The 24,473-nt window shown below is 49.8% G+C and carries 23 protein-coding genes; 21 read left to right on the top strand and 2 right to left on the bottom strand.

Annotated elements, in window-relative coordinates:
• Positions 1–172 precede the first annotated feature (172 nt).
• Positions 173–1,123, bottom strand: coding sequence for a LysR family transcriptional regulator (locus GPK83_RS02650; protein WP_215703939.1), 951 nt, complete (start codon positions 1,121–1,123; stop codon positions 173–175).
• Positions 1,124–1,504: 381 nt separating this feature from the next.
• On the opposite strand from GPK83_RS02650, the gene GPK83_RS02645 reads away from it, so the two are divergent.
• The 5 genes from GPK83_RS02645 to thiI all read left to right on the top strand — a co-directional run bounded on the left by GPK83_RS02645 (position 1,505) and on the right by thiI (position 7,037).
• The gene (locus GPK83_RS02645; RefSeq protein WP_015555017.1) at positions 1,505–2,206 is read left to right on the top strand and encodes a demethylmenaquinone methyltransferase; all 702 of its coding nucleotides are present in this window, start codon (positions 1,505–1,507) and stop codon (positions 2,204–2,206) included.
• Between the two features lie 452 nt (positions 2,207–2,658).
• Positions 2,659–3,615, top strand: a complete 957-nt coding sequence (gene prmA, locus GPK83_RS02640; RefSeq protein WP_015555016.1) for a 50S ribosomal protein L11 methyltransferase — start codon at positions 2,659–2,661, stop codon at positions 3,613–3,615.
• Positions 3,615–4,370 (top strand): 16S rRNA (uracil(1498)-N(3))-methyltransferase, encoded by a 756-nt coding sequence (locus tag GPK83_RS02635; RefSeq protein WP_215703938.1) that lies wholly within the window; start codon positions 3,615–3,617, stop codon positions 4,368–4,370. Before prmA ends, GPK83_RS02635 begins: the two co-directional genes overlap by 1 nt.
• A 190-nt stretch (positions 4,371–4,560) precedes the next feature.
• A complete protein-coding gene (locus GPK83_RS02630; protein WP_015555015.1) occupies positions 4,561–5,724 on the top strand; it encodes a cysteine desulfurase family protein in 1,164 nt (387 codons plus the stop codon).
• 131 nt (positions 5,725–5,855) lie between these two features.
• Complete coding sequence (gene thiI / locus GPK83_RS02625; protein ID WP_117484213.1) at positions 5,856–7,037, top strand: tRNA uracil 4-sulfurtransferase ThiI; 1,182 nt, start codon at positions 5,856–5,858, stop codon at positions 7,035–7,037.
• 228 nt (positions 7,038–7,265) lie between these two features.
• Here thiI and GPK83_RS02620 read toward each other — a convergent pair whose 3' ends face one another.
• Positions 7,266–7,502 (bottom strand): PTS HPr component phosphorylation site, encoded by a 237-nt coding sequence (locus GPK83_RS02620; RefSeq protein WP_015555013.1) that lies wholly within the window; start codon positions 7,500–7,502, stop codon positions 7,266–7,268.
• Positions 7,503–7,703: 201 nt separating this feature from the next.
• Here GPK83_RS02620 and mtaB point away from each other — a divergent pair, with 201 nt between their 5' ends.
• The 16 genes from mtaB to GPK83_RS02540 all read left to right on the top strand — a co-directional run bounded on the left by mtaB (position 7,704) and on the right by GPK83_RS02540 (position 24,471).
• Entirely contained in the window at positions 7,704–9,029 is a 1,326-nt protein-coding gene (gene mtaB / locus GPK83_RS02615) for a tRNA (N(6)-L-threonylcarbamoyladenosine(37)-C(2))-methylthiotransferase MtaB (protein WP_215703937.1), read from the top strand.
• 199 nt (positions 9,030–9,228) lie between these two features.
• The gene (locus GPK83_RS02610; protein ID WP_015555011.1) at positions 9,229–9,492 is read left to right on the top strand and encodes an IreB family regulatory phosphoprotein; all 264 of its coding nucleotides are present in this window, start codon (positions 9,229–9,231) and stop codon (positions 9,490–9,492) included.
• A 90-nt stretch (positions 9,493–9,582) separates the two neighbouring features.
• Positions 9,583–10,017: a Holliday junction resolvase RuvX gene (gene ruvX / locus GPK83_RS02605; protein ID WP_015555010.1), complete on the top strand. Its 435-nt coding sequence runs from the start codon at positions 9,583–9,585 to the stop codon at positions 10,015–10,017.
• A 136-nt stretch (positions 10,018–10,153) separates the two neighbouring features.
• Positions 10,154–10,423: a DUF1292 domain-containing protein gene (locus GPK83_RS02600; RefSeq protein ID WP_015555009.1), complete on the top strand. Its 270-nt coding sequence runs from the start codon at positions 10,154–10,156 to the stop codon at positions 10,421–10,423.
• A gap of 214 nt (positions 10,424–10,637) precedes the next feature.
• On the top strand, positions 10,638–11,123 hold the full coding sequence (locus tag GPK83_RS02595) for a Fur family transcriptional regulator (protein WP_015555008.1): 486 nt from the start codon (positions 10,638–10,640) through the stop codon (positions 11,121–11,123).
• The gene (locus tag GPK83_RS02590) at positions 11,113–12,780 is read left to right on the top strand and encodes a ribonuclease J (protein WP_215703941.1); all 1,668 of its coding nucleotides are present in this window, start codon (positions 11,113–11,115) and stop codon (positions 12,778–12,780) included. Before GPK83_RS02595 ends, GPK83_RS02590 begins: the two co-directional genes overlap by 11 nt.
• A gap of 169 nt (positions 12,781–12,949) precedes the next feature.
• Complete coding sequence (locus tag GPK83_RS02585; protein WP_144365139.1) at positions 12,950–13,354, top strand: endolytic transglycosylase MltG; 405 nt, start codon at positions 12,950–12,952, stop codon at positions 13,352–13,354.
• Entirely contained in the window at positions 13,351–14,010 is a 660-nt protein-coding gene (locus GPK83_RS02580) for an O-methyltransferase (protein WP_015555006.1), read from the top strand. Before GPK83_RS02585 ends, GPK83_RS02580 begins: the two co-directional genes overlap by 4 nt.
• 70 nt (positions 14,011–14,080) lie before the next feature.
• On the top strand, positions 14,081–15,310 hold the full coding sequence (locus tag GPK83_RS02575; RefSeq protein WP_015555005.1) for a U32 family peptidase: 1,230 nt from the start codon (positions 14,081–14,083) through the stop codon (positions 15,308–15,310).
• A gap of 143 nt (positions 15,311–15,453) precedes the next feature.
• On the top strand, positions 15,454–16,275 hold the full coding sequence (locus tag GPK83_RS16760) for a YdcF family protein (protein WP_345941759.1): 822 nt from the start codon (positions 15,454–15,456) through the stop codon (positions 16,273–16,275).
• Positions 16,276–16,532: 257 nt separating this feature from the next.
• Entirely contained in the window at positions 16,533–19,466 is a 2,934-nt protein-coding gene (locus GPK83_RS02565; RefSeq protein WP_215703934.1) for an insulinase family protein, read from the top strand.
• A gap of 417 nt (positions 19,467–19,883) precedes the next feature.
• Complete coding sequence (gene era / locus GPK83_RS02560; RefSeq protein WP_117503036.1) at positions 19,884–20,786, top strand: GTPase Era; 903 nt, start codon at positions 19,884–19,886, stop codon at positions 20,784–20,786.
• 3 nt (positions 20,787–20,789) lie between these two features.
• Complete coding sequence (gene recO / locus GPK83_RS02555) at positions 20,790–21,443, top strand: DNA repair protein RecO (protein ID WP_015555001.1); 654 nt, start codon at positions 20,790–20,792, stop codon at positions 21,441–21,443.
• Positions 21,444–21,566: 123 nt separating this feature from the next.
• Positions 21,567–22,208 carry a hypothetical protein gene (locus GPK83_RS02550; protein ID WP_118599423.1) on the top strand — a complete coding sequence of 214 codons (642 nt, stop codon included), beginning with the start codon at positions 21,567–21,569 and terminating at the stop codon, positions 22,206–22,208.
• A 142-nt stretch (positions 22,209–22,350) separates the two neighbouring features.
• Positions 22,351–23,739, top strand: coding sequence for a glycine--tRNA ligase (locus GPK83_RS02545; RefSeq protein ID WP_117503034.1), 1,389 nt, complete (start codon positions 22,351–22,353; stop codon positions 23,737–23,739).
• A 144-nt stretch (positions 23,740–23,883) separates the two neighbouring features.
• Positions 23,884–24,471: a Maf family protein gene (locus GPK83_RS02540; protein WP_215703933.1), complete on the top strand. Its 588-nt coding sequence runs from the start codon at positions 23,884–23,886 to the stop codon at positions 24,469–24,471.
• The last annotated feature ends 2 nt before the right edge of the window (positions 24,472–24,473 follow it).

Here is a 24,473-nt window from a genome sequence, read left to right as displayed (position 1 = left end):
GAAAAGCAATATTCAGCTAAAATACAGTAACTATGTGGCTTTCAGCCACTTTCACGGCTGATCCGTGAATAATCTAGGATGAGGTATATTTTAGAAAAAAGAAACCCCTAATCCCCTCAAGATTGAGGGGCAGGGGAGTTGAATAGGCGAAGCCTATTTTTTAGAAAAGTATTTAATGCGGCCGAACCTTCGCGATCCCATCAAACACATCCTTCGTGATCTCAATAAAATCATGGGCATACTCTGGAAGAAAACGTTCTTTGTGATAGGCAAGGACCAGCCGGTGGTTGATCAGTGACTTTTTCAGCGCGAGCGGAAACGCATTGGCATCCGGGTGGGCAGCTAAGAGCATCGGAAGACGCATCTGGGTGCAGAAGAATGCCCCGTAATTATGCGGATACAGGGACATGAACAGTTCTGTGGTCTGCGACTCCAGAAAGATATTCGGCTTTACCTTTGCGTCGAGGAAACACTGGTCCAGAGTTTTTCGAAGCTTCATGGAGGAGGCTGGGAGCAGGAACGGAATTTTTGAAAAATGTGCCAGTTCCACGCCGCTTAAGGATCCTTCTTTTAAGGTCTGCCAGGAATCGGGATAGTGGCGCTGCAAAAGCTCGTCGGAACAGACCAGGTAAATATGGTCGGTCAGAAGAGTGGAAGATTCCAGTTTGGGATTATCCTGATACATGACACCGATAAAAATATCAAGTTCCCCATTGTAGAGACGTTCTTCCATTGTGTTGGAGGATTCATTGCAGAGCTCGATCTTGATATTCGGCCATTTCGCGTAGAATCGCGGCAGGATCTCCGGAAGACAGATCTGGCCGCGGTAAGACGGGATACCGAGTTTCAGATTGCCGATGCTCTTTTCGGAGATGTCGGCGAGACGGTTCTGGAATTCATGTTCCTCGGCAAGAATTTTTACGGCGACAGCGTAGAGCTGCTCCCCTGCATAGGTAAGGGCGAGCTTTGGCTTTCTGTGGAAGAGAGGGACACCGTAATACTGTTCCAGACGCTGGATATGCTGGCTTAGGTTCTGTTGGGAAATATAGAGTTTCTGGGCTGTGTTGGTGACGTGAAGCTCTTTGGCAAGTTCAACGAAATAGTACAAGCTGAGTAAATTCATAAAAAGATCCCTTCTATCTTTTGCAGGACGTAACAATTCAGTGTCTTCATAGCTGCGAGCAAAAATCCATTTTAAAATGTTTTACGCTCCGCTTTGGTCCGTATTGGACGTGTGCCACTGGCCCACAGCACCTGCGCAGACCTTCTGAACAGTTACTGTAAAACAACGTTTTGCGAAAATGGCGGATTATCCACCAGTATTTTCATTATATATAACGTTTATCAGGATGTAAAGTGGATAACAAAAAAATATTGTGAAAAGCAAACAAATACATTGTTTGTAATTGTCGTAGTCCTGCGATACAATATGGTCAGAAAGAGATGAGAGAGCAAAAGAAGTGATCTCAATCACATAAAAATCCAAGGAAAAGGAGATTACAAAATGGCAGTAGGTAAGAGAATCTATTTAAAGAGACACATGCCGGACAAAGAGGTTATGATGCAGTTCAAGAACATTCCGGCATCCAACACATGTGATGTAATGGGAAGAAACGCGGCGATGAATCCGAGAATCCGCCTTGTAAGCCAGCCGAAAGAGCAGATGGCAGTCGGACCGGCACTCACCGTTAAGGCAAGAGGCGGTGACAACCTTGCTCTTCACGCAGCATTAAACATTGCTCAGGAAGGCGACTTTATCGTAGTGTCCAACGAGGAAGATGATACACGTTCCCTTATGGGTGAGATCATGATGGCTTATCTTCGTTATGACAGAAAGATCGCCGGTATCGTTCTTGATGGACCGATCCGTGACATCGATGAGATCGGAAAATGGGATTTCCCGGTATACTGCACAGGCACAACACCGGGTGGCCCGTACAAAGAGGGACCGGGTGAAGTAAATGTACCGGTATCCTGCGGTGGAGTCAGCGTAAACCCGGGAGACATCATCCTGGCTGATCCGGATGGCGTTATCGTTATCCCGAGAAAAGATGCTGCTCAGATCTTAGAGGATGCGAAGAAGTTCCAGGCAGCAGATGAGAGCAAGCTCGCGGCTGCAAAGAACGGCACAGCAAAGAGAGAATGGGTCGAGAAGACTCTTGCGGCAAAAGAGTTCGAGATCATCGACGACGTTTACGAGCCGTAATCCAGATCATATACGGACAGTTCGCCATGCACGGAGATGGTCGAAAAACCGCTGTGGATTTATTTGCAGAGACGTTTGACTAAATCAGGCATGGAAATAGAACTGTTGTCTTCCCGGGCGGTCAAATGCCCGGGAAGAATTCAGCACCAATTCATTTCATAATGAAGACCCCTATACTTTATGTTTGTTATACCCCAAACCTTATTTTGCGAAAAGCAGATCAGGGACAGGAAGCTCAACCTGTCCCTGGTCTGTTTCAGCATTTTCCCACCTTGCAAACCCCGGAAAACTATGTTATGATATCATGTGATTTCGTCTGCGTCCATGCTGGATGCGGGCATATGTGCGGTGAGTCTGGAACCAAAGATCGGAATGATGGGCGAAGAACGTGAAAGTGCAGCGGGAAGTTCTGATCCTGGACAGGCAAAAGAACATAGAAGGAGAAATGATATATGAAATGGAAGAAATTTACGCTTGAGACGACCACGGATGCGGTGGATTATCTCGGAAGCATGTTTGATGATATCGGAATCGAGGGAATGGAGATCGAGGACAACGTACCGCTTACCGAAAGCGAGACGAAGGGAATGTTCATCGATATTCTCCCGGAACTTCCGCCGGATGACGGTACCGCGAGAGTCAGCTTCTATTTAGACGAGGACGAGGATACGGAAGAAAAGTTGAAGGCAGTCCGTGAGGGGCTTGAGGAGATCCGCCAGTTCGTGAATATCGGTACCGCGAAGATCACTGAGTCCGAGACGGACGATAAGGACTGGATCAACAACTGGAAACAGTACTTCAAACCGTTTACGGTTGATCATATCCTGATCAAGCCGACGTGGGAGGAGATCCCGGAAGAGCATAAGGACAAGCTTTTGATCCAGATCGATCCGGGAACCGCGTTCGGAACCGGAAAACACGAGACGACACAGCTCTGTATCCGTCAGCTCGAAAAGTATGTAAAGCCGGGCGTAAAGGTCCTTGACCTCGGAACAGGAAGTGGAATCCTCGGAATCGCCGCGTTAAAGCTTGGTGCGGAGTATGTATTTGGAACGGATCTCGATGAGAACGCCATCACCGCAGTTCATGAAAATCTGGCAGCCAATGATATCCCGGAGGAGAAGTTCGGTGTGATCCAGGGAAATATCATCGACGATAAGGCGACACAGGATGCGGCGGGATATGAGTGCTACGATATTGTTGTTGCAAATATTCTTGCCGACATTATCATCATGATCCAGAAACAGGTTCCGTTCCACTTAAAGAAAGGCGGAATTTTCATCAGCTCCGGTATTATTGATATGAAGGAACAGGCTGTCCGCGAAGCGCTTGAGGAGAACGAAGCCTTCGAGATCATCGAAGTGACAAGACAGGGCGAGTGGGTATCCTTCACAGCGAGGAAGAAATAGTGTACCATTTTTTTACGGAAACAGAATTTTTTACAGAGTCGGAGGCCGTGATCACCGGTCCCGATGTGAATCACATTAAGAACGTACTGCGGATGAAACCGGGTGAAAAGCTCCTGTTAAGTGACGGTAAGGGCACAAATTGCCTCTGCGAGATCACAGAGCTTTTCCCGGATAAAGTCCTTGCGAAGATCCTGCCGGAGGAAGTGGATGATACGGAGCTTCCGGTAAAAGTGACCTTGTATCAGGGACTTCCGAAAGCAGATAAAATGGAGTTCATCATCCAGAAATGTGTAGAACTTGGTGTCACAAAGATCGTTCCGGTGGACACGGACCGCGCGGTGGTGAAGCTTGACGCGAAAAAAGAGGAAGCGAAGAGAAAGCGCTGGTACGGGATCTCCGAGAGTGCGGCAAAACAGTCGAAGCGCATGATCGTTCCGGAAGTCGGAAATGTGATGAAATTTAAGGCGGCCATTGAGGCGGCAGCGCTGGATGATCTGGCGATCATTCCCTACGAAGATTCTGAGAGTCTTCCGGGAGCGGGCGGAATGGCACTCACGAGAGAACTGATCGGAAGCTTAAAACCGGGACAGAGCCTGTCCATCTTTATCGGACCGGAGGGCGGATTTTCCGACGGGGAAGTGGAACTTGCGATGCAGTCCGGGGTGAAGCCGGTGACGCTCGGAAAGAGAATCCTCAGGACGGAAACGGCCGGAATGTTTGTGATGGCGGCTGTGGGATTATTACTGGAATCATGAAGTAAAAATTTCAGTGCAGACCGAAGAAAAATTCAGGATGATTTTTTAATGATAACTGTGAATAACTGAACGATTACAAAAAAGTTGAAAATAGCATTATGCTATAAAGGGTAAATTTTAAGAAGTAAAAAGACCGGTATATGAATATGGAGAATGTTTTGCCGGTCCAGACTGGGAGTAAATAAAACTCATGGAAAAGAGAGAAGTTTATTTTGATAACTCTGCGACGACCCGCGCCTTCGACGAGGTGCGCGACATCGTCGCGGAGACAATGACCGTGGACTACGGCAATACGTCCTCCAGACACATGAAAGGTGTAGAGGCGGAAAATTATATTAAGACTGCCCGTGAGGAGATCGCGAAGACTTTAAAAGTGAAGGATAAAGAGATCCTCTTTACCTCCGGCGGAACCGAGTCCAACAATCTGGCGCTGATCGGAACGGCGCTTGCAAATAAGCGCGCCGGAAACCACATCATCACCTCCTGCGTGGAACATGCATCGATCTACAATACGACAGCGTTCCTCGAGGAGTTTGGCTTCCGCGTGACCTACCTGCCGGTGGACCATAACGGACATGTATCCTTAGACGCGCTCCGGGAAGCAATCTGCGACGATACGATCCTTGTGTCCGTCATGTATGTAAACAACGAAATCGGAGCGGTGGAACCAATCGAGGAGATCGCGAAGATCATCAAGGAGAAAAAGCCGTCCGCCTACTTCCATGTGGACGCGATCCAGGCTTACGGAAAATATGTGATCCGCCCGAAAAAACAGGGCATCGACCTCTTATCAGCCAGCGGACATAAGATCCACGGCCCAAAGGGAACCGGCTTCCTGTATATTGATGAGAAGGTAAAGATCAAACCGATCATCTACGGAGGCGGACAGCAGAAAGGCATGCGCTCCGGCACCGAGAATGTTCCGGGATGCGCAGGTCTCGGTCTGGCGGCAAAGATGGTCTACACCGACCATGATGCAAAGATCGATAAGCTCTATGCGATCAAGGACCGCATGGTGAAAGGTCTTCAGGCGATGGACGGCGTTACAGTCCATGGTCTTACCGGCCGGGACAGCGCTCCGCAGATCGTTGCGGCAGGCTTTGAGGGCGTGAGGGCAGAGGTACTGCTCCATGCGCTGGAGGATAAGGGAATCTATGTTTCTTCCGGCTCCGCATGCTCCTCCAACCATCCGGGTGTGTCAGGAACCTTAAAGGGGATCGGTGTGAAGGATTCCCTGCTGGATTCCACGCTTCGCTTCTCCTTCGGTGCATTTAATACTGAGGAGGAAGTGGATTACTGTCTGGAAGTACTGAATGAACTTGTGCCGATGCTCAGAAGATATCGGAGAGCATAAAGATCATATACAATACTTGGCGGGAAAACGAAGATTTCCCGGCCGGTTACTAAGAAAAATGTCCTGAAACAGCGGCGGACGGCGGGAAAATGCCGATCGCAAAAAGTTCAGGATCCTATGGAGGATATTCCGTGAAATACAGATCATTTTTAATCAAATACGCAGAGATCGGCGTAAAGGGAAAAAACCGTTACCTCTTTGAGGATGCCCTTGTAAAACAGATCCATCACCGTTTAAAGAATCTGGAAGGCAATTTCTCCGTCACAAAAGAGGCGGGAAGAATCTACGCGGAGGCAGCAGAAGACTTCGATTACGATGAGGTGATCGACGCTCTTCAGCATGTATTCGGTATCGTCGGGATCTGCCCGATGGTTCAGATCGAAGACAACGGTTATGAGGACCTGAAGGCACAGGTCGTAAAATATATTGACGATGCCTATGAGAATAAGAACTTTACCTTTAAGGTCGTTGCAAGACGTGCAAACAAGCAGTATCCGGTTGTTTCCGACCAGATCAACCGTGACCTCGGCGAGGTGATCTTAAACGCGTTCCCGGAGACAAAGGTCAATGTCCATACACCGGATGTGCTGCTCCGTGTGGAGGTGCGCCATAAGATCAACATCTTCTCCGAGACGATCCCGGGACCGGGCGGAATGCCGATCGGAACAGCGGGACGCGCCATGTTATTATTATCCGGCGGAATCGACAGCCCGGTTGCAGGCTGGATGATCGCAAAGCGCGGCGTGACCATCGATGCGACCTATTTCCATGCGCCGCCGTATACGAGCGAGCGCGCAAAACAGAAGGTTGTTGATCTCGCGAAGCTTGTTGCGAAATACACGGGACCGATCCGCTTAAATATCATCAACTTTACCGATATCCAGCTCTATATCTACGATCAGTGCCCGCATGACGAGCTTACGATCATCATGCGCCGCTATATGATGAAGATCGCAGAGACGATCGCGAAGGAGAATGATTGTCTGGCACTTGTCACCGGCGAGAGCATCGGTCAGGTCGCATCCCAGACGATGCAGTCCTTGGCTGTCACAAATGAAGTCTGCGAGCTTCCGGTCATGAGACCGCTCATCGCCTTCGATAAGCAGGATATCGTTGATATCTCCTTAAAGATCGGCACCTACGAGACATCTGTTCTTCCGTACGAGGACTGCTGCACGATCTTCGTCGCAAAGCATCCGGTTACAAAGCCGAGCTTAAAAAAGATCAAAAATTCAGAGAAAAAGCTGGATGAAAAGATCGACGAGCTGATGAAGACAGCTCTGGAGACAAGAGAGGTGATCCGCTGCATCTAAAATGCGGTTTGGGATTCCCAGTTGGACTGAAATGTGCCGCAGCATGGAAAATGATGTTATGCGGTGCGGAAAAAACTGGCGGAAAAGGAAACTATGAGAAGCACGCTTTGCGAGCTTCTCAAGTTATCGCGGCAGTCGCCAAGGTCTCATGCAAGCATGGACTTTGGCTCGTTGCACGCGTAAAAAACTGCCGGAATTTAGTTTCCGGCAGTTTTTAAAAACACTTTCTTATGCTTCAATGATATACGGAGCAAGTACAGTAAGGATCTCTTCTGTATTTCCGCCATCGTGGATATTTAAATCGATCGGCTTGGAAAGATCCAGGCTGAAAATACCCATGATGGATTTTGCGTCGATGACGTATCTGCCGGAAACGAGGTCGAAATCGGTATCAAACTTGGTAAGGTCGTTTACAAAAGACTTCACTTTATCGATGGAGTTTAAAGAAATTTTAACGGTTTTCATGTCAGTGTTCCTCCCAATATTCGAATATTTTTTTATTCTGGTAATAGAAAAACCTACCTTCATACTAAATGGACATGCATGAAAAGTCAAGAGGTATCTTGAATAAAAAATAAGCTTTGCACATGATATGATTCTGAAATTTTGAAGACAGAAACATGGCATGGCAGAGAAATCACCCCAGTAATCACAAGGAGATTGAATATGAGAAAAGCAGCGCTGCACAATCTTGGCTGCAAAGTAAATGCATACGAAACGGAGGCCATGGAACAGCTTCTGGAGGCCGCCGGCTATGAGATCGTGAGCTTTGAGGAGAAAGCGGATGTCTATGTCATCAACACCTGTTCCGTGACAAATGTTGCAGATAAAAAATCCCGCCAGATGCTGCACCGCGCGAAGGCGAAGAATCCGGACGCGGTGGTAGTTGCGGCGGGATGCTATGTCCAGGCGGCAGCGGACAAACTGAGAGAGGATGCCGCCGTTGACCTGATCATCGGAAACAACCGCAAGGCGGATCTTGTCCCGCTTCTGGACGCGTGGTTTGCCGGAAAAGAGATCCGGGAGTCCATCACGGACCTTGCGGGATCCAATGAGTACGAGAAACTTCATATTAACAAACAGGCGGAGCACACCCGTGCATTCATCAAGGTTCAGGACGGCTGCAACCAGTTCTGCAGCTACTGCATCATCCCGTATACGAGAGGCCGCGTCAGAAGCCGCCGCCCGGAGGACGTGGAGGAGGAAGTAAAGATCCTGGCAGAGGAAGGTTACAAGGAGATCGTCCTTACCGGAATCCACCTGACCTCCTACGGCATCGACTTCAAGGATGAGGGAATCGATTTCCTGACACTGATCAGGAGACTTCATGAGATCGACGGAATCGAGCGGATCCGCTTTGGTTCCCTGGAACCCCGTGTCATCACAGAAGAGTTCGCGTCGGAGCTTTCCAGGCTTCCGAAGATCTGTCCGCATTTCCACCTGTCCCTGCAGAGCGGATGCGACGATACCTTGAAGCGCATGAACCGCCATTACACCTGCGAGGAATACGCTGACCGCTGTGAGATCTTAAGAAAACACTTCAAGAATCCGGCGATCACGACGGATGTTATCGTCGGATTCCCGGCAGAGACGGACGCGGACTTTGAGACGACAAGGGAATTTCTCGAAAAAGTTCACTTCTACGAGATGCATGTGTTCCCGTACTCCAGACGTGCCGGGACCCGCGCGGACCGGATGCCTGACCAGGTGCCGGAGCCAGTGAAGAAAGAGCGCAGCGCCATTCTCTTAAAACTCGAGAAGAAGATGTCCGGGGAGTACAGAAGCTCCTTTGTCGGAACAGAACAGGAGATCCTTCTGGAGGAACCGGCGACTATCAATGACGAGGTCTACATGACCGGATATACAAAGGAATATGTGAAGGCGGCGATCCGTCTCGACGGACGTGATCCGAAAACACTGAAAAATACGTTCGTTTCGGGCATTCTTGGAGATTTCCTGACAGAGGAGATTCTGCTTCTGAAGGAAAAATAAGTATTTTAGGTCCCAAAATGCCGTAAAATAGTGTTGAAAATCTCGGTTTTGCTGGCTGAAAATAAAAAACAGCGTTAAAATGGGCGAGTAAGTTTTATATTGCACAAAATATGAAAGTAGAGTAGAATAAGGATAGCAACAAAAAGGGCGGCTTTGCGCAAAAAGTGCGGGACAGCCGCCGAAGGACGTGAGGATATTTATGGGCGATATCAGTAATACACAATATTTTAAAGCGGTTCAGGAAGATAAAAAACTGGAGGTCGGTGAGGTTCTCCGTGAGGTCTACGAGGCCCTCACAGAAAAGGGATACAACCCGATCAACCAGATCGTCGGCTATATCATGTCTGGTGATCCGACCTATATTACAAGCTACAAGAGCGCAAGAAGCCTGATCATGAAGGTGGAACGTGACGAGATCCTGGAAGAACTGATGGAGAATTACATCGATACGAGACTCCTCTAGTTTCCGGGAAAGATAAGAAAGAATATGCAGACAGCCGGGAACCACCGGCTGGTTTTGCTATGAGGAAAAACAGATAGGATAATATACGTTATGAGAATACTCGGACTGGATTTCGGTTCAAAGACCGTGGGAGTCGCAGTCAGCGACGGACTTCTCCTGACGGCACAGGGTGTCGAGACCATCGAGCGCAAGGACGAGAATAAACTGCGCAAGACGTGTGCCCGGATCGAGGAGCTGATCGCGGAGTACGAGGTTACGGAGATCGTGCTGGGACTTCCGAAAAATATGGACAATACAGAGGGTGAACGCGTCGAAAAGACGAAAGCCTTCGGAGAAATGCTGGAGCGCCGTACCGGACTTCCGGTGCATTACTGGGATGAACGTCTCACGACCGTTGCTGCGGAACAGATCCTGATGGAGAGCGGAGTGCGCCGCGAGAACAGAAAAGCGGTGATCGATAAAGTCGCTGCGGGGCTGATCTTACAGGGATATCTGGATTGCCTGAAAACGAAGGAAAAAGAATAATACGAAACGATACCTGAGAAATTTTCGTTACTGTACATGTAACCGCTGCCGTGCATCCGGAAGAAGCTGCCGGTGGAAGGTTCTGTAAGCGAAGGTATTGAAAAGTTACACATTTTTCAGAGACAGGAGAATATGTATGGAAGAGAGAAAAATCACATTGGTCGACGATGACCAGACACTGGAATTCTATGTTGTGGAGGAGACAAAATTAAACGGGGCAAACTATCTTCTTGTCACAGACGCGGAAGATGACGATGAGGAAGGCGACTGCTATATCTTAAAGGATATGTCCGGCGCAGACGAGTCTGATGCCCTCTATGAGTTCGTGGAAGATGAGGACGAGCTGGAAGGTCTCATGAAGATCTTCGCGGAGCTTCTTGACGACGTGGATCTCGAGAAACAGTAGAGCACGTACAAAAAGCAGAAAACAAACATTTAATACACAGATACAGACAAACAATCGTATTGACAGTCAGGAAACTTGCCCGTCTGGATGACGGGAAATAGGCGGGTCCTGGTGCTTGGAAAATAAGCTGATCGAATGCAGGACCGGTTGCTGTCTGCGCAGAACGCTGGCAGCAGGAAGGTTTTCGGAGGACAGATGTTGGGGGACAATGAAAATGAACGACGAAACGGTAAAAGGACTGCTGCGCAAGGCAGGACTTAAAGTAACAAATCAGCGTATGATGGTACTTGATATTATTGCGTCCCATCCGGCGGAACATCTGACAGCGGAAGAAATTTATGATTTAGCGAGAGTAAACAGCCCGGAAATCGGACTGGCTACGATATACAGGACTGTACAGGTCCTTTTAGACCTGCATGTAATCGACAAAGTCGCATTTGATGACGGTTTTACCCGGTATGAGCTGAACGGTGAAGAAAGCGCGTCGGGACACCGCCACCACCATGCCATCTGTACCGGCTGCGGAAAGGTGTATTCCCTGGAATCAGACCTTTTGGACAGTCTGGAAGAGGAGGTTATGGAGAAACTGGGCTTTCTCGTGACAAACCACGAGGTAAAGCTCTATGGACTTTGCAGTGAATGCAGGACGAAGAATGAAAATAAGAAAGAGGTTATGAATCGTGAAGAACGTGAAGAATGATACAGCAGACTGCAAAGTCAAAATTATCCCTCTCGGGGGACTGGAACAGATCGGAATGAACATGACAGCCATCGAGTATGGCGACAGCATCATCATTATGGACTGCGGACTTGCATTCCCCAGTGATGACATGCTTGGAATCGATCTTGTCATTCCGGATGTGACCTATCTAAAAGATAATTATGAGAAAGTAAAAGGATTCGTTATTACCCACGGTCATGAGGACCATATCGGAGCGCTTCCGTACGTGTTAAAAATGGTGAACGCGCCGGTCTATGCGACAAAGCTGACCATGGGCTTAATTGATCATAAACTCGAAGAAAACAATATGCTGCGCAGCGTAAAGCGCAAAGTTGTAAAACACGGACAGTCCATCAATCTCGGTTGCTTCCGTGTAGAATTTATCAAGATGAACCACTCTATTGAGGACGCGGCTGCCCTCGCCGTGTTCACACCGGCAGGAATCATCTTAAACACCGGTGACTTCAAGATCGACTACACTCCGGTATTCGGCGATGTGACAGATCTACAGAGATTGGCAGAGCTCGGAAAGAAAGGTGTTCTTGCACTTCTCTGCGACTCCACAAACGCGATCCGTCCTGGATTTACCATGTCCGAGAGAACCGTCGGAAAGACCTTTGATGCGATCTTTGCGGAGCATCAGCAGAACCGTATCATTGTTGCGACATTCGCTTCCAACGTGGACCGTGTCCAGCAGGTCATCAACTCCGCATGCAAGTATGGCAGAAAAGTCGTTGTGGAAGGCCGCAGCATGGTCAACGTCATCGGAACTGCCCAGGAGCTCGGATATATCAATATCCCGGATGGAACGCTCGTGGATATTGAACAGTTAAAGAATTATAAGGAGGAGGATACTGTCCTCATTACAACAGGAAGCCAGGGTGAGTCCATGGCAGCCCTTTCCAGAATGGCATCCTCCATGCACAGAAAGGTCTCCATCACTCCGCGTGATGTGGTTGTTTTAAGCTCCACCCCGATCCCGGGAAATGAGAAGGCCGTATCAAGAGTCATCAACGAGCTCTCCATGAAGGGCGCGAAGGTCATCTCCCAGGATACCCACGTATCCGGACATGCCTGCCAGGAGGAGATCAAGCTTGTCTACTCCTTAGTACGCCCGAAATTTGCGATCCCGATCCACGGCGAGTACCGTCACAGAATGGCACAGAAGGAGCTTGCGATCTCTCTTGGAATCCCGAAGGAGAATGTTGTGATGCTCCACACAGGAGACGTGCTTGAGATCGGTGAGAGCGGAGCGGACGTCATCGATCATGTACAGTCCGGCGGTGTTCTCGTTGACGGACTCGGTGTTGGAGATGTCGGAAACATTGTTCTCCGCGACCGCCAGAACCTTGCCCAGAATGGTATCATCATCGTTGTCCTCACACTGGAGAAGCATTCCAACCAGCTGCTCTCCGGACCTGATATCGTATCCCGCGGCTTCGTCTATGTTCGTGAGTCCGAGGACCTGATGGAAGAGGCTCAGGCAATTGTTGACCAGGCGGTGGCAGACTGCTTAGAGCGCCATGTTTCCGATTGGGGCAAGATCAAGAACATTATCAGAGACAGCTTAAGCGACTTCTTATGGAAGCGCATCAAGAGAAACCCGATGATCCTTCCTATCATCATGGAAGTATAAATGAACCCAGTTAGCCGTGCACTGAGTTGGGCTGAAAATTGTGTTGCAAGCTTGCTTGCATAAGCAATTTTTGGCACAGCTCAGTATAGGGGGAACGCCCCCGGCTTCTTGTTTTCATGCACATGAAAACAAGAAGATACACGGCGGAGCTACCTGCAAGGGAAATGATATGAGCAAGATAACGAGAGAAATCAACAAAATCAGCCTGTTTGTCATCAGCACATCCGGAAGGATCATCCTGTACGGTCTCGCTGCGGTACTCATCGTTACAGGGGCGAGAAGCGCCTACTCCTTCGGACATGGGATTTTCTACGCGCCGGCAATGGAAGCAGAGCCTGGAACAGAAAAGAGTATCAGACTGGACGGGGATGAGTCGGTGGAAGAGGTCGGAAAGATCTTAAAGAAAGCCGGTCTGATCCGCGATGCCCGCACATTTACGATCCAGGCAAAATGCTATGGATATGAAGTGAACGCGGGAACCTACGAGTTAAACACCTCGAAGGATTCCAAGGAGCTGATCAATATTTTAAAGGAAAATCCGGACGATACCGCGAAGGAAGACACAAAATCATGATCACGGAAAACAGACTTACGACTTATATAAATTCCCTGGCCCAGGGAGACGGATCGCTTATTGAGACGATCGCTGAGAATGCTGTGAAGAACAGGGTTCCGATCATCCGCAGGGAGACAGCATCGCTCTTAAAGACGATGGTGACGCTGGTGGCTCCGAACAGGATCCTTGAAGTTGGAACTGCGGTCGGATACTCGGCACTTTTGATGGCATCGGTGATGCCAAAAGAGTGCCGGATCACGACCATTGAAAAATATGAAAAGAGGATCCCGGAGGCGAAGGAAAACTTCCGCCTTGCTGGGATGGAAGAAAAAATCACGCTGCTGGAGGGCGATGCCGGGGAAATCCTTGCGGGTCTTTCCGGCTCCTTTGATTTTATCTTCATGGACGCGGCAAAGGGCCAGTACATCAACTGGCTGCCGGATATCCTGCGCCTTCTGCGGGATGGCGGACTTTTAATGTCTGACAATGTCCTCCAGGACGGAACGATCATGGAATCGCGTTACGCGGTGGAGCGGCGTGACCGGACGATCCACGAGCGGATGCGGGAGTATTTATATACGTTAAAACATATGGATGAATTCGAGACTTCGATCCTGCCGGTGGGCGACGGGGTCGCGCTCAGTGTGAAAAAAGGAAGCGGTCCGGCAAAATAGAGACGGACTTGTTTCATGCGGTCAGCGCAGCGGGTCTGCAGACCGGTTGAACATTTGGAAAGGATGAATTATGAGAAAAACAGAACTTCTGATTCCGGCAGGAAGCCTTGATGTCTTAAAGACAGCCGTTATCTACGGCGCTGATGCTGTATATCTCGGCGGTGAGGCATTCGGCCTCCGCGCCAAGGCGAAAAACTTTACGAACGAAGAGATCATGGAGGGCATCAAATTTGCCCATGACCACGGCGTAAAGGTGTATATCACAGCGAATATTCTCGCGCACAACGACGACCTTGCAGGTGTTGAGGAGTATTTTGAGGAGTTAAAGACGATCCGTCCGGACGCTCTCATTATCTCAGACCCGGGTGTTTTCACCATCGCAAAGCGGGTACTCCCGGATATGGAGATCCATATCAGCACCCAGGCGAACAATACAAACTATGGAACATATCTCTTCTGGCATGAGCTCGGCGCAAAGCGTGTGGTTTCCGCCAGAGAGTTATCTTTAAAGGAGATCAAGGAGATCCGGGAGCATATCCCGGAGGACATGGAGATCGAGAGCTTCATCCACGGCGCGATGTGCATTTCCTACTCCGGAAGATGCCTGCTCAGCAACTTCTTTACGGGCCGCGACGCGAACCAGGGTGCCTGTACCCATCCGTGCCGCTGGAAATACTCCGTTGTGGAGGAGACGAGACCGGGCGAGTATATGCCGGTATACGAGAATGAGCGAGGAACCTATATTTTCAACTCCAAGGATCTCTGCATGATCGAGCATGTGCCGGAGATGATCGACGCCGGAATCGACAGCTTTAAGATCGAAGGCCGCATGAAGACGGCGCTTTATGTGGCGACAGTTGCCAGAACCTACCGCAAAGCCATCGATGACTATCTGGAGAATCCGGAGAAATATAAGGCGAACATGGAGTGGTACAAGGAAGAGATCGGAAAGTGCACTTACCGTGAGTTTACCACAGGCTTTTACTTTGGAAAACCGACGTCCGAGACCCAGATCTACGACAGCAACACGTATGTAAAGAACTATATCTATCTCGGAACTGCGGAAGAGCGCGATGCGAGAGGATTCGCGAAGATCGAGCAGAAGAATAAGTTCTCCGTCGGTGAGACCATCGAGATCATGAAACCGGACGGAAGAAATATTTCCGCCCTCGTCCGCGGCATCTACACCGAGGAAGGCGAGAGCCAGGAGAGCGCACCGCATCCGAAACAGGTCCTCTACATCGACCTGGACGGGGAAGTGGAGCAGTACGATATTCTGCGAAAGAAAGAGGCAGAGTAAGAGATTACCGGGTGGCGATTCCCTGAGTAGAAATGTTCACAGCACGCAGAGCTGGCTGGGATCCTGCGGGGCTGGAGGGAAACATTTTCAGAGTTGACAGAATTGCAGATAATAATGTGAAAGACTGGAAAGGAGGCATAATTGTGGCGGTAGTTTTTGGCATCCTTGGAATATTATGCCTCATTTATTACGGCGTGATCGTGATCTACTCCGGCGCGGGAACTTCGTTCTCGGCGATCTGGATCATACTGGCGCTGGGATTTTTTGCCGCGGCCGCGGTGATGAAGTTTTACCCGAGATTCCGCGACAAGATTCCGGTGCAGCTGGAAGTGGCGGTGATCACGTTTTTTTCAGCCGTCGCCTTTATTTTTGTCGTGGTGGAACTCATGATGGGTTTCAGCGCTATCTCCTTCCAGAAGGAGAGTGTGAACTACGTGATCGTCCTCGGCGCCCAGGTGCGCGGAAACAAGATCAGCCGCACCCTGGAGCGGCGCCTGGATAAGGCGGTGGAGTACGCGGCCTATCATCCGAACACGGTGTTCGTCCTTTCCGGCGGACAGGGCGATGATGAGGATGTGACGGAGGCATCCGCCATGTACCGATATATGAAGAGCCGTGGGGTGCCGGATTACCAGCTCCTCTTAGAGGAATCGTCCCGCAGCACTTACGAAAATATGGTATACAGTAAGATTCTGATTACGGAAAGAGAACGTCTCCGCCGGGCAACGCTGCGCGCGGCCATGGCGGAATACGGTTACCTTCTTCCGCCGGATGAGGAAATCACGATCCGCGTGGGCATCCTCACCAGCAATTTCCACGAACTCCGGGCAAAAGGAATCGCAAGACACGTCGGAATCCCGAATGTCAGCGGAATTTCCGCGAAGTCGGATCCGGTGCTTTTCGCACATTTTTGTGTCAGAGAGTGTTTTGCGATATTAAAAGATAAATTTGTGGGAAATATGTAAATAAGGGCATCAAGGTCAGGAATCCGACGCAAGCTTGCCCGCAGGAGAGGGCATGACCTTGAGACCCGCCAAAAACATGAGTAAGTAGCCATTTTTTCGCAGAAAAAATGAGCGGATTACGAATGTTTTTGAGGGTGCTATGTGCCGGTGGCACATGATCAGCACCGACCGGAGCGGAGCGCAGACGTGGAAGCACGAAGTGCGGAGCGATCCGGTTACAACTATAGCCTAAAGCACAACAGAAAGGACATTCAGATATGGAGAGCCAGATTGAATCAGTCAAAGCCCTTGACGCGTACCGGCTTCGGCAGGTAAAACATATCCCGGAACTGAATTCCGACGGTATGATCTTAGAGCATAAAAAAACAGGCGCAAATATATTCCTCATGAGCAACGAGGACAATAATAAAGTATTCTGCATCGGTTTCCGGACGCCGCCGTCAGACAGCACCGGCGTTCCGCATATCATCGAGCATACCGTGCTCTGCGGATCTGATAAATTCCCGGTGAAGGATCCATTTGTGGAGCTCGTCAAGGGATCCTTAAACACCTTCTTAAACGCCATGACTTACCCGGATAAGACCGTTTATCCGATCGCAAGCTGCAACGACACTGATTTCCAGAACCTCATGGACGTTTACATGGACGCGGTCTTCCACCCGAATATCGGAAAAGAGAAGAAAATCTTCATGCAGGAAGGCTGGCACTACGAGCTGGAAGAGCCGGAAGGCGAGCTCACCTACAACGGCGTTGTATACAACGAGATGAAGGGCGTGTTCTCCTCCCCAGAGAGTGTCCTGGACAGCTATATCCATACGGCAATGTTCCCGGATACCTGCTACGGCGTGGAGTCCGGCGGAGATCCGGAAGACATTGTAAAGCTGAACTACGAGGATTACCTCGCGTTCTATCATAAATATTATCATCCGTCCAACAGCTATATCTACCTCTACGGCGATATGGACATGGCGGAGAAATTAAGATGGCTGGATGAGGAGTACCTCGGAAAGTACGACAGAAAAGAGATCGATTCTGAGATCCAGATCCAGAAGAAATTCAAGGAACCCATCGAGAGGGAGATCTTCTACTCCGTATCCGAGTCCGAGAGCCTTGACCACGCGACCTACCTTTCCATCAATACCCAGGCGGGAAATGAACTCTCCCCGAAGGAGTACGTGGCATTCCAGATCCTGGAGTATGTGCTCTTAGATGCCCCGGGCGCGCCGCTTAAGAAAGCGCTTCTGGATGCCGGGATTGGCGATGACATCATGGGCGGCTACGAGTATGGGATCTTACAGCCGTATTTCTCCGTGATCGCGAAGAACGCGGAGAGAGAGCAGAAGGACGAGTTCGTAAAGATCGTAAAGGCGGAGTTAAAGAAGCTCGCGGACGGCGGCATCGACAAAAAGTGCCTGAAAGCCGGAATCAACAACTATGAATTCCAGTACCGCGAGGCGGATTATGGCTCCACGCCGAAGGGACTCATGTACGGTCTCCAGTGCCTGGACAGCTGGCTCTACGGCGGCGATCCGATGATGCACTTAGAGTATGAGGACACCTTCGCGGCGTTGAAGAAAGGCGCGGACAGCGGATATTTTGAGGGACTGATCAGGACATACCTTCTTGACAACCCGTACGAGGCTGTTGTGATCGCGAGCCCGAAGAAGAACCTCGCCGCACGGATCGAGGAGCAGACGGCGAAAAAGTTAAAAGAATATAAGGACAGTCTCTCTAAAGAGGAGATCGAGACTCTGGTACGCCAGACGAAGGAATTAAAGGAATACCAGGATACCCCGTCACCGAAGGAGGATCTCGAGAAGATCCCGATGCTCACGAGAGAGGAGATCGGAAGGGAACCGGCGAAGCTGATCTTCGAGGAGACGAAGCTGGACGGCATCACAGTGGTCCGCCACAACATGTTCACGTCAGGGATCGGTTATCTGAAGGTCCTCTTCAACACGGACCGGATTCCGATGGAGGACCTGCCGTATCTCGGACTCTTAAAATCTGTCCTTGGATATGTGGATACGAAAAATTACAGCTACAGCGATTTAAGCAGCGAGATCTTTTTAAACAGCGGTGGAATTTCCTTCTCCGTGACATCTTACCCGGATCTCACAAAGGCAGGAAGCTTCACAGGTGTCTTTGTCTGCAGCGCGAGAGTGCTCTACGAGAAGCTTGACTTCGGCTTCGAGATCCTGGAGGAGATCCTTAACCGCTCTGTTCTCGATGATGAGAAGCGGTTAAACGAGATCCTAAGCGAGGGAAAATCAAAGTCCCAGATGAAACTCATGGGATCCGGCCACACGGCGGCAGTCGCGAGAGCCACATCCTACTTCTCTGACACATCCTACTATAACGATATGACAGGCGGGATTGGATACTTTAAGTTCCTGGAGGACTGTGCGAAGAACTTTGACGAGAAGAAGAGCGAGATCATCGCAGGTCTGAAGCGTGTGATGGAAGCTCTTTTTACAAGGGAGAACATGACCGTCAGCTACACGGCGGACGACGAGGGATTCTCTTACCTCGGGAATGCTATGAAGAAGCTCTCTGAGAAGCTTCCGGCGGGCAGCGGAAAAATCTATCCGTTTACGGCACCGAAGGAGAATTTAAACGAGGGATTCACTTCTTCCTCAAAGGTCAACTATGTGGCACACTGTGGAACCTTCGCGGGAAGCGGATATTCCTACACAGGCGCGCTTCGGATCCTGAAGGTGATGCTGAGCTACGATTACCTCTGGATCAACATCCGCGTGAAGGGCGGCGCTTACGGCTGTATGAGCGGCATTGGACGTTCCGGCGAGGGATATTTTGTCTCTTATCGCGATCCGGAAGTGAAGAAGAGCGATGATATCTATCTCGGCATTCCGGCTTATCTGGAGAACTTCGAGGCGGATGAGCGCACCATGACAAAATATGTCATCGGAACCATCAGCGATATCGACACACCGCTGACCTCGTCCTTACAGGGAAGCCGCGGACTCTCCGCATGGTATTCCGGAGTGACGGACGAGATGCTGAAGAAGGAGCGCGAGGAGATCTTAAACGCGACTGTGGAAGACATCCGCGCCCTTGCACCGATCACGAAGGCGATCCTTGAGACTGGCGCGGTATGCGTGGTCGGAAATGAGGATAAGATCAAGGCAGACAGCGAGATATTTAAGGAGATCAAGCCGCTGTTTGCATAATACCAAGGGAAAAAAGGCCGGAACTTCGACGCAGGCTTGCCTGCAGGAGAAGTTTTGACCTTTTGGCCCGCCAAAAGCATGAGTAAGTAGCCATTTTTCGAAGAAAAATGAGCGGATTACGAATGCTTTTGAAGGTTGCGGGAGCACGCAGTGCGGAGCAACCTGGTATGAGAGAGATTACCAAGGGAAAAAAGGCCGGAACTTCGACGCAGGCTTGCCTGCAAGAGAAGTTTTGACCTTTTGGCCCGCCAAAAGCATGAGTAAGTAGCCATTTTTCGAAGAAAAATGAGCGGATTACGAATGCTTTTGAAGGTGCTATGTGCCGGTGGCACATGTCCAGCACCGACTGGAGCGAAGCGTAGATGCGGGAGCAATTCGGCATGGGAGAGATACATATAAAAGCATTAAGGAGATTTCATGAAAAAGGGATATAAATCTGGTTTTGTGACATTGATCGGACGCCCGAACGTTGGTAAGTCCACGCTGATGAACCACCTGATCGGACAGAAGATCGCGATCACATCGGAAAAACCGCAGACCACGAGAAACAGGATCCAGACCGTGTATACAGACGAACACGGGCAGATTATCTTCCTTGATACACCGGGCATCCACAAGGCAAAAAACAAGCTTGGTGAGTACATGGTGAATGTAGCGGAGCACACACTCCGCGAGGTGGATGTGATCTTATGGCTCGTGGAGCCGGGAACCTACATCGGTTCCGGCGAGCAGCATATCTTAAAGGTGCTGCAGACCGTAAAGACGCCGGTGATCCTCGTCATCAACAAAATCGATACGGTGAAGAAAGAGGATATCTTAAAGACTATCGAGACTTATAAGGACGCGTACCACTTTAAAGAGGTGATCCCGGTATCCGCGATGAAGAAGACAAACACGGATACCCTGATCCACACGATCTTCCAGTATCTGCCGGAGGGACCGCAGTATTACGATGAGGACACTGTCACGGACCAGCCGATGCGCCAGATCGCCGCGGAGCTGATCCGCGAGAAGGCACTCCGCATGATGTCTGACGAGATCCCCCACGGAATCGCAGTCACCATCGAGCGCATGACAGAGCGTGACAATGGTATCTTTGACATTGATGCCACGATCATCTGCGAACGTGAGTCCCATAAGGGAATCGTCATCGGAAAAGGCGGCCAGATGTTAAAACGCATCGGTACCTCCGCCAGGATCGAGATCGAAAACCTTATGGACACGAAGGTCAACTTAAAGCTCTGGGTCAAGGTCCGCAAGGAATGGAGAGATTCCGAGCTCTACATGAAGAACTACGGTTATAATTCGAAAGACATTTAAGATATGAGAGAACAGGTGATTCTGACCGGGATGGTCATTAAATCCGCCCCGGCGGGCGAATACGACAGAAGACTTGTGATCCTGACCTGTGAACGGGGAAAGATCACGGCTTTCGCCAGAGGCGCAAGAAGACCGGGAAGCACGCTGATGGCGGCATCCGCGCCTTTTGTATTCGGCACGTTTGCCCTCTATGAGGGCCGGGATGCCTACTCTCTCGTCTCTGTGGATGTACAGAACTACTTCCGGGAGATCACGGAGGATATGGAGGCGGCGTGTTACGGCTCCTATTTTCTGGAGTTTGCGGACTACTACGGGAGAGAAAATCTGGAGGCAGTGGAGACCTTAAAGCTTCTCTATCAGTCCCTCAGGGCGCTCTTGAAAAGCGCGATCCCCAATCGCCTTGTGCGGGCAGTCTTCGAACTGAAACTCATGGAGATCAACGGTGAGTATATGGAAAAGCCTCTGGGAAGACTGGAAGATTCCACGATCTATACATGGGAGTACGTCCTTGCGTCGCCGGTGGAAAAGCTCTATACCTTTACGGTCACAGAGAAAGTTCTGGAAGAATTTACGAAGTGCGTAGCGGAAAATAAGCGGCGATTCGTAGATAAAACCTTCCATTCACTTGACATTTTGGATGTTCTTGTATATAAATAGGGTAATCCTTAAAAATAGCGGACATCTGTGCGGCTTATTCGTACAGTCGGAGATACCGGAATATCCGTGCGTAACGATGAAGGTACTGGAGCGTTACGGATTTTTAGGGATAAGGAGGAATTCATGAAAAAAGGACAGACGGCAGCAGCCATTCTTCTTCTTTCGCTTGCCTTAAACGGCTGCGGCGGAGGAAACGGAACGACCGCATTTGCCCCGACGGAGACCAGCCTTTATGTCACAAAGGAAGGAACCGTTACCAGCGCAGATGTGGAGACTTACGAGAATGATTACTACAGTGCTGATGAATTAAAAGCTTACGCAGAAGAAATGCTGGGCGTGTTTGAGAGTGGAAATCAGTCCGGAAGCAGCGAAAAAAAGGCTGAGATCGCGGAATGCACCGTGAAGGACGGAACTGCAAAGCTTCTCATCAAATTTCCGGACCCGGAGGAATATCTTCGTTTCGCGAAAGAGTATCCGGATACTGAGAGTGGGATCCGGATTGAGAGCCTGGATGTCGTTTCCGTTCCGGATGGGGTGGAAAAGGGCTATATCGTCGGATCCACGTTCTACAAGGCGGGAGACGAGAATACCGAGGTCTCCGCTGTGGATATAACAAAACAGAAAAAGCTTTATGTGGTATGTGTGAAGGGCAGCGCAAAGATCCAGACAGACGGACAGGTCCGGTATGTGTCTGAGGGTGTGACCCTTAACGGAAGTATGGCCGAGACACCGGAAGGTGAGACGTCCTATATTATATTTAAATAGTGAAAAACTGTTCAGCTGGTCTGCGCGTTTTCCTGCGCCGGCCGTAAGAAAACACTGTTTGAAGGGCTGGACAGTTACAATAGAAGAATTACTCTGCCGCGCAGACCAGCACGGACAGAAAGAGATCAAGAGGAGAGTCACAATGGAAAAGACAATGGAAAAAATTGTAGCACTTGCGAAATCCAGAGGCTTTGTTTATCCGGGTTCCGAGATTTACGGAGGTCTTGCAAACACATGGGATTACGGAAATCTGGGTGTAGAGCTTAAGAATAACGTAAAGCGCGCATGGTGGAAGAAATTCATTCAGGAGAACCCGTACAACGTAGGTGTTGACTGCGCGATCTTAATGAACTCCCAGACATGGGTGGCATCCGGACATATCGGCGGTTTCTCGGATCCGTTAATGGACTGTAAGGCATGTAAAGAGCGTTTCCGTGCCGATAAGCTCATCGAGGATTACATGGCAGAGAAAGGCGTTGAGCCGGAGACTCCGATCGACGGCTGGAGCCAGGAGCAGATGAAGAAGTACATCGATGATAACCAGATCCCGTGCCCGAGCTGCGGAAAGCATGACTTCACAGATATCCGTCAGTTCAACTTAATGTTCAAGACATTCCAGGGCGTTACCGAGGATGCAAAGAACACGGTTTACTTGAGACCGGAGACAGCACAGGGTATCTTCGTAAACTTCAAGAACGTACAGAGAACCTCCAGAAAGAAAGTTCCGTTCGGTATCGGACAGATCGGTAAGTCCTTCCGTAACGAGATTACACCGGGTAACTTCACATTCCGTACCAGAGAGTTCGAGCAGATGGAGTTAGAGTTCTTCTGCAAACCGGGTACAGACCTTGACTGGTTCGCATACTGGAAACAGTACTGTATCAAGTGGCTGCAGGATCTCGGCATCAAGCCGGACGAGATGCGCGCCCGCGACCATTCTCCGGAAGAGCTTTGCTTCTACAGTAAGGCAACCACAGACCTTGAGTTCTTATTCCCGTTCGGCTGGGGAGAGCTCTGGGGAATCGCAGACAGAACCGATTATGACCTGACGCAGCATCAGAATGTATCCGGTCAGGATATGTCTTACTTTGATGATGAAGTAAATGAGAAATACATTCCGTATGTAATCGAGCCGTCTCTCGGTGCAGACCGTGTGACACTTGCATTCCTTTGCTCCGCATACGACGAGGAAGAGTTAGAGGGCGGCGATGTCCGCACCGTTATGCACTTCCATCCGGCAATCGCTCCGGTGAAGGTTGGTATCCTTCCGTTATCCAAGAAGTTGAACGAGGGTGCAGAGAAGGTATATGCAGAGCTTTCCAAGTACTATAACTGTGAGTTCGATGACAGAGGAAATATCGGTAAACGTTATAGAAGACAGGATGAGATCGGTACTCCGTTCTGCGTAACCTATGACTTTGATTCTGAGACAGACGGTGCGGTTACGGTTCGTGACAGAGATACCATGGAGCAGGTTCGTATCCCGATCGCAGAGTTAAAGAGCTATTTTGAGGAAAAATTAAGCTTCTAATTACTGGAAAAATCAGTGATTAGGACAGGATGAGGCGGCTGGATCTTATGTCAGACCGCCTCTTTCTTCTATAAAATAGAAAAATGCGATAGTTTGAGTATGAAACTGTCCGCGCAGGAAAGACATAAAGGAAAGAAAAACAAGATGGAAAAGAAGAGAATCATCCTGGCATCCGGTTCCCCGAGACGGAAAGAACTGCTTCTGCAGATCGGAATCGTCCCGGAGATCATCGTGAGCCACGTGGAGGAGAAGATCACATCGGATGAGCCCTCGGGGGTAGTTATGAGCCTTGCGGAGCAGAAAGCCGTTGATGTTGCGGAAGATATGCCGGAAGGCGCGGTAGTCTTAGGATCTGATACGGTCGTTGCGGCAGATGGAAAGATCCTCGGAAAACCGAAGAGCCATGAAGAGGCATATGAGATGATAAAAAGACTCGCGGGACGCAGCCATCAGGTCTATACGGGCGTGTGCATCGTGAAAAAAGGAACTGCGGGAGAGAAAGATACCGTTGTTTCTTTCTACGATGAGACGGACGTGAACGTGTCCACGATGACAGAGGCGGAGATCCGTGAGTACGCGGATTCCGAGGAGCCCATGGACAAGGCTGGATCTTATGCGGTCCAGGGATTTTTTGCGAGATATATTGAGGGATTAAAGGGATCCTACGCGAATGTGATGGGACTTCCGGTGCATTTGGTGTACCAGAAATTGAAAGAACTTGGCGCTGTGTAGAA

This window comes from Clostridium sp. MCC328 (genome assembly GCF_018785465.1).
GTDB lineage: Bacteria > Bacillota > Clostridia > Lachnospirales > Lachnospiraceae > Pilosibacter > Pilosibacter fragilis.
Note: the sequence above shows the minus strand (reverse complement) of the source record. Positions and strands in the feature narration are given on the sequence as shown.

What these genes read in the sequence shown, in the direction of transcription:
- GPK83_RS02645 (WP_015555017.1), top strand. Translation starts at nt 1,505, where the DNA reads ATGGCAGTAGGTAAGAGAATCTATTTAAAGAGACACATGCCGGACAAA.
- GPK83_RS02600 (WP_015555009.1), top strand. Translation starts at nt 10,154, where the DNA reads ATGGAAGAGAGAAAAATCACATTGGTCGACGATGACCAGACACTGGAA.
- recO (WP_015555001.1), top strand. Translation starts at nt 20,790, where the DNA reads ATGAGAGAACAGGTGATTCTGACCGGGATGGTCATTAAATCCGCCCCG.
- prmA (WP_015555016.1), top strand. Translation starts at nt 2,659, where the DNA reads ATGAAATGGAAGAAATTTACGCTTGAGACGACCACGGATGCGGTGGAT.
- GPK83_RS02650 (WP_215703939.1), bottom strand. Translation starts at nt 1,123, where the DNA reads ATGAATTTACTCAGCTTGTACTATTTCGTTGAACTTGCCAAAGAGCTT.
- GPK83_RS02610 (WP_015555011.1), top strand. Translation starts at nt 9,229, where the DNA reads ATGGGCGATATCAGTAATACACAATATTTTAAAGCGGTTCAGGAAGAT.
- GPK83_RS02620 (WP_015555013.1), bottom strand. Translation starts at nt 7,502, where the DNA reads ATGAAAACCGTTAAAATTTCTTTAAACTCCATCGATAAAGTGAAGTCT.
- GPK83_RS02630 (WP_015555015.1), top strand. Translation starts at nt 4,561, where the DNA reads ATGGAAAAGAGAGAAGTTTATTTTGATAACTCTGCGACGACCCGCGCC.
- GPK83_RS02595 (WP_015555008.1), top strand. Translation starts at nt 10,638, where the DNA reads ATGAACGACGAAACGGTAAAAGGACTGCTGCGCAAGGCAGGACTTAAA.
- era (WP_117503036.1), top strand. Translation starts at nt 19,884, where the DNA reads ATGAAAAAGGGATATAAATCTGGTTTTGTGACATTGATCGGACGCCCG.
- GPK83_RS02585 (WP_144365139.1), top strand. Translation starts at nt 12,950, where the DNA reads ATGAGCAAGATAACGAGAGAAATCAACAAAATCAGCCTGTTTGTCATC.
- ruvX (WP_015555010.1), top strand. Translation starts at nt 9,583, where the DNA reads ATGAGAATACTCGGACTGGATTTCGGTTCAAAGACCGTGGGAGTCGCA.
- GPK83_RS02540 (WP_215703933.1), top strand. Translation starts at nt 23,884, where the DNA reads ATGGAAAAGAAGAGAATCATCCTGGCATCCGGTTCCCCGAGACGGAAA.
- GPK83_RS02580 (WP_015555006.1), top strand. Translation starts at nt 13,351, where the DNA reads ATGATCACGGAAAACAGACTTACGACTTATATAAATTCCCTGGCCCAG.
- GPK83_RS02565 (WP_215703934.1), top strand. Translation starts at nt 16,533, where the DNA reads ATGGAGAGCCAGATTGAATCAGTCAAAGCCCTTGACGCGTACCGGCTT.
- GPK83_RS02550 (WP_118599423.1), top strand. Translation starts at nt 21,567, where the DNA reads ATGAAAAAAGGACAGACGGCAGCAGCCATTCTTCTTCTTTCGCTTGCC.
- GPK83_RS02545 (WP_117503034.1), top strand. Translation starts at nt 22,351, where the DNA reads ATGGAAAAGACAATGGAAAAAATTGTAGCACTTGCGAAATCCAGAGGC.
- mtaB (WP_215703937.1), top strand. Translation starts at nt 7,704, where the DNA reads ATGAGAAAAGCAGCGCTGCACAATCTTGGCTGCAAAGTAAATGCATAC.
- GPK83_RS02575 (WP_015555005.1), top strand. Translation starts at nt 14,081, where the DNA reads ATGAGAAAAACAGAACTTCTGATTCCGGCAGGAAGCCTTGATGTCTTA.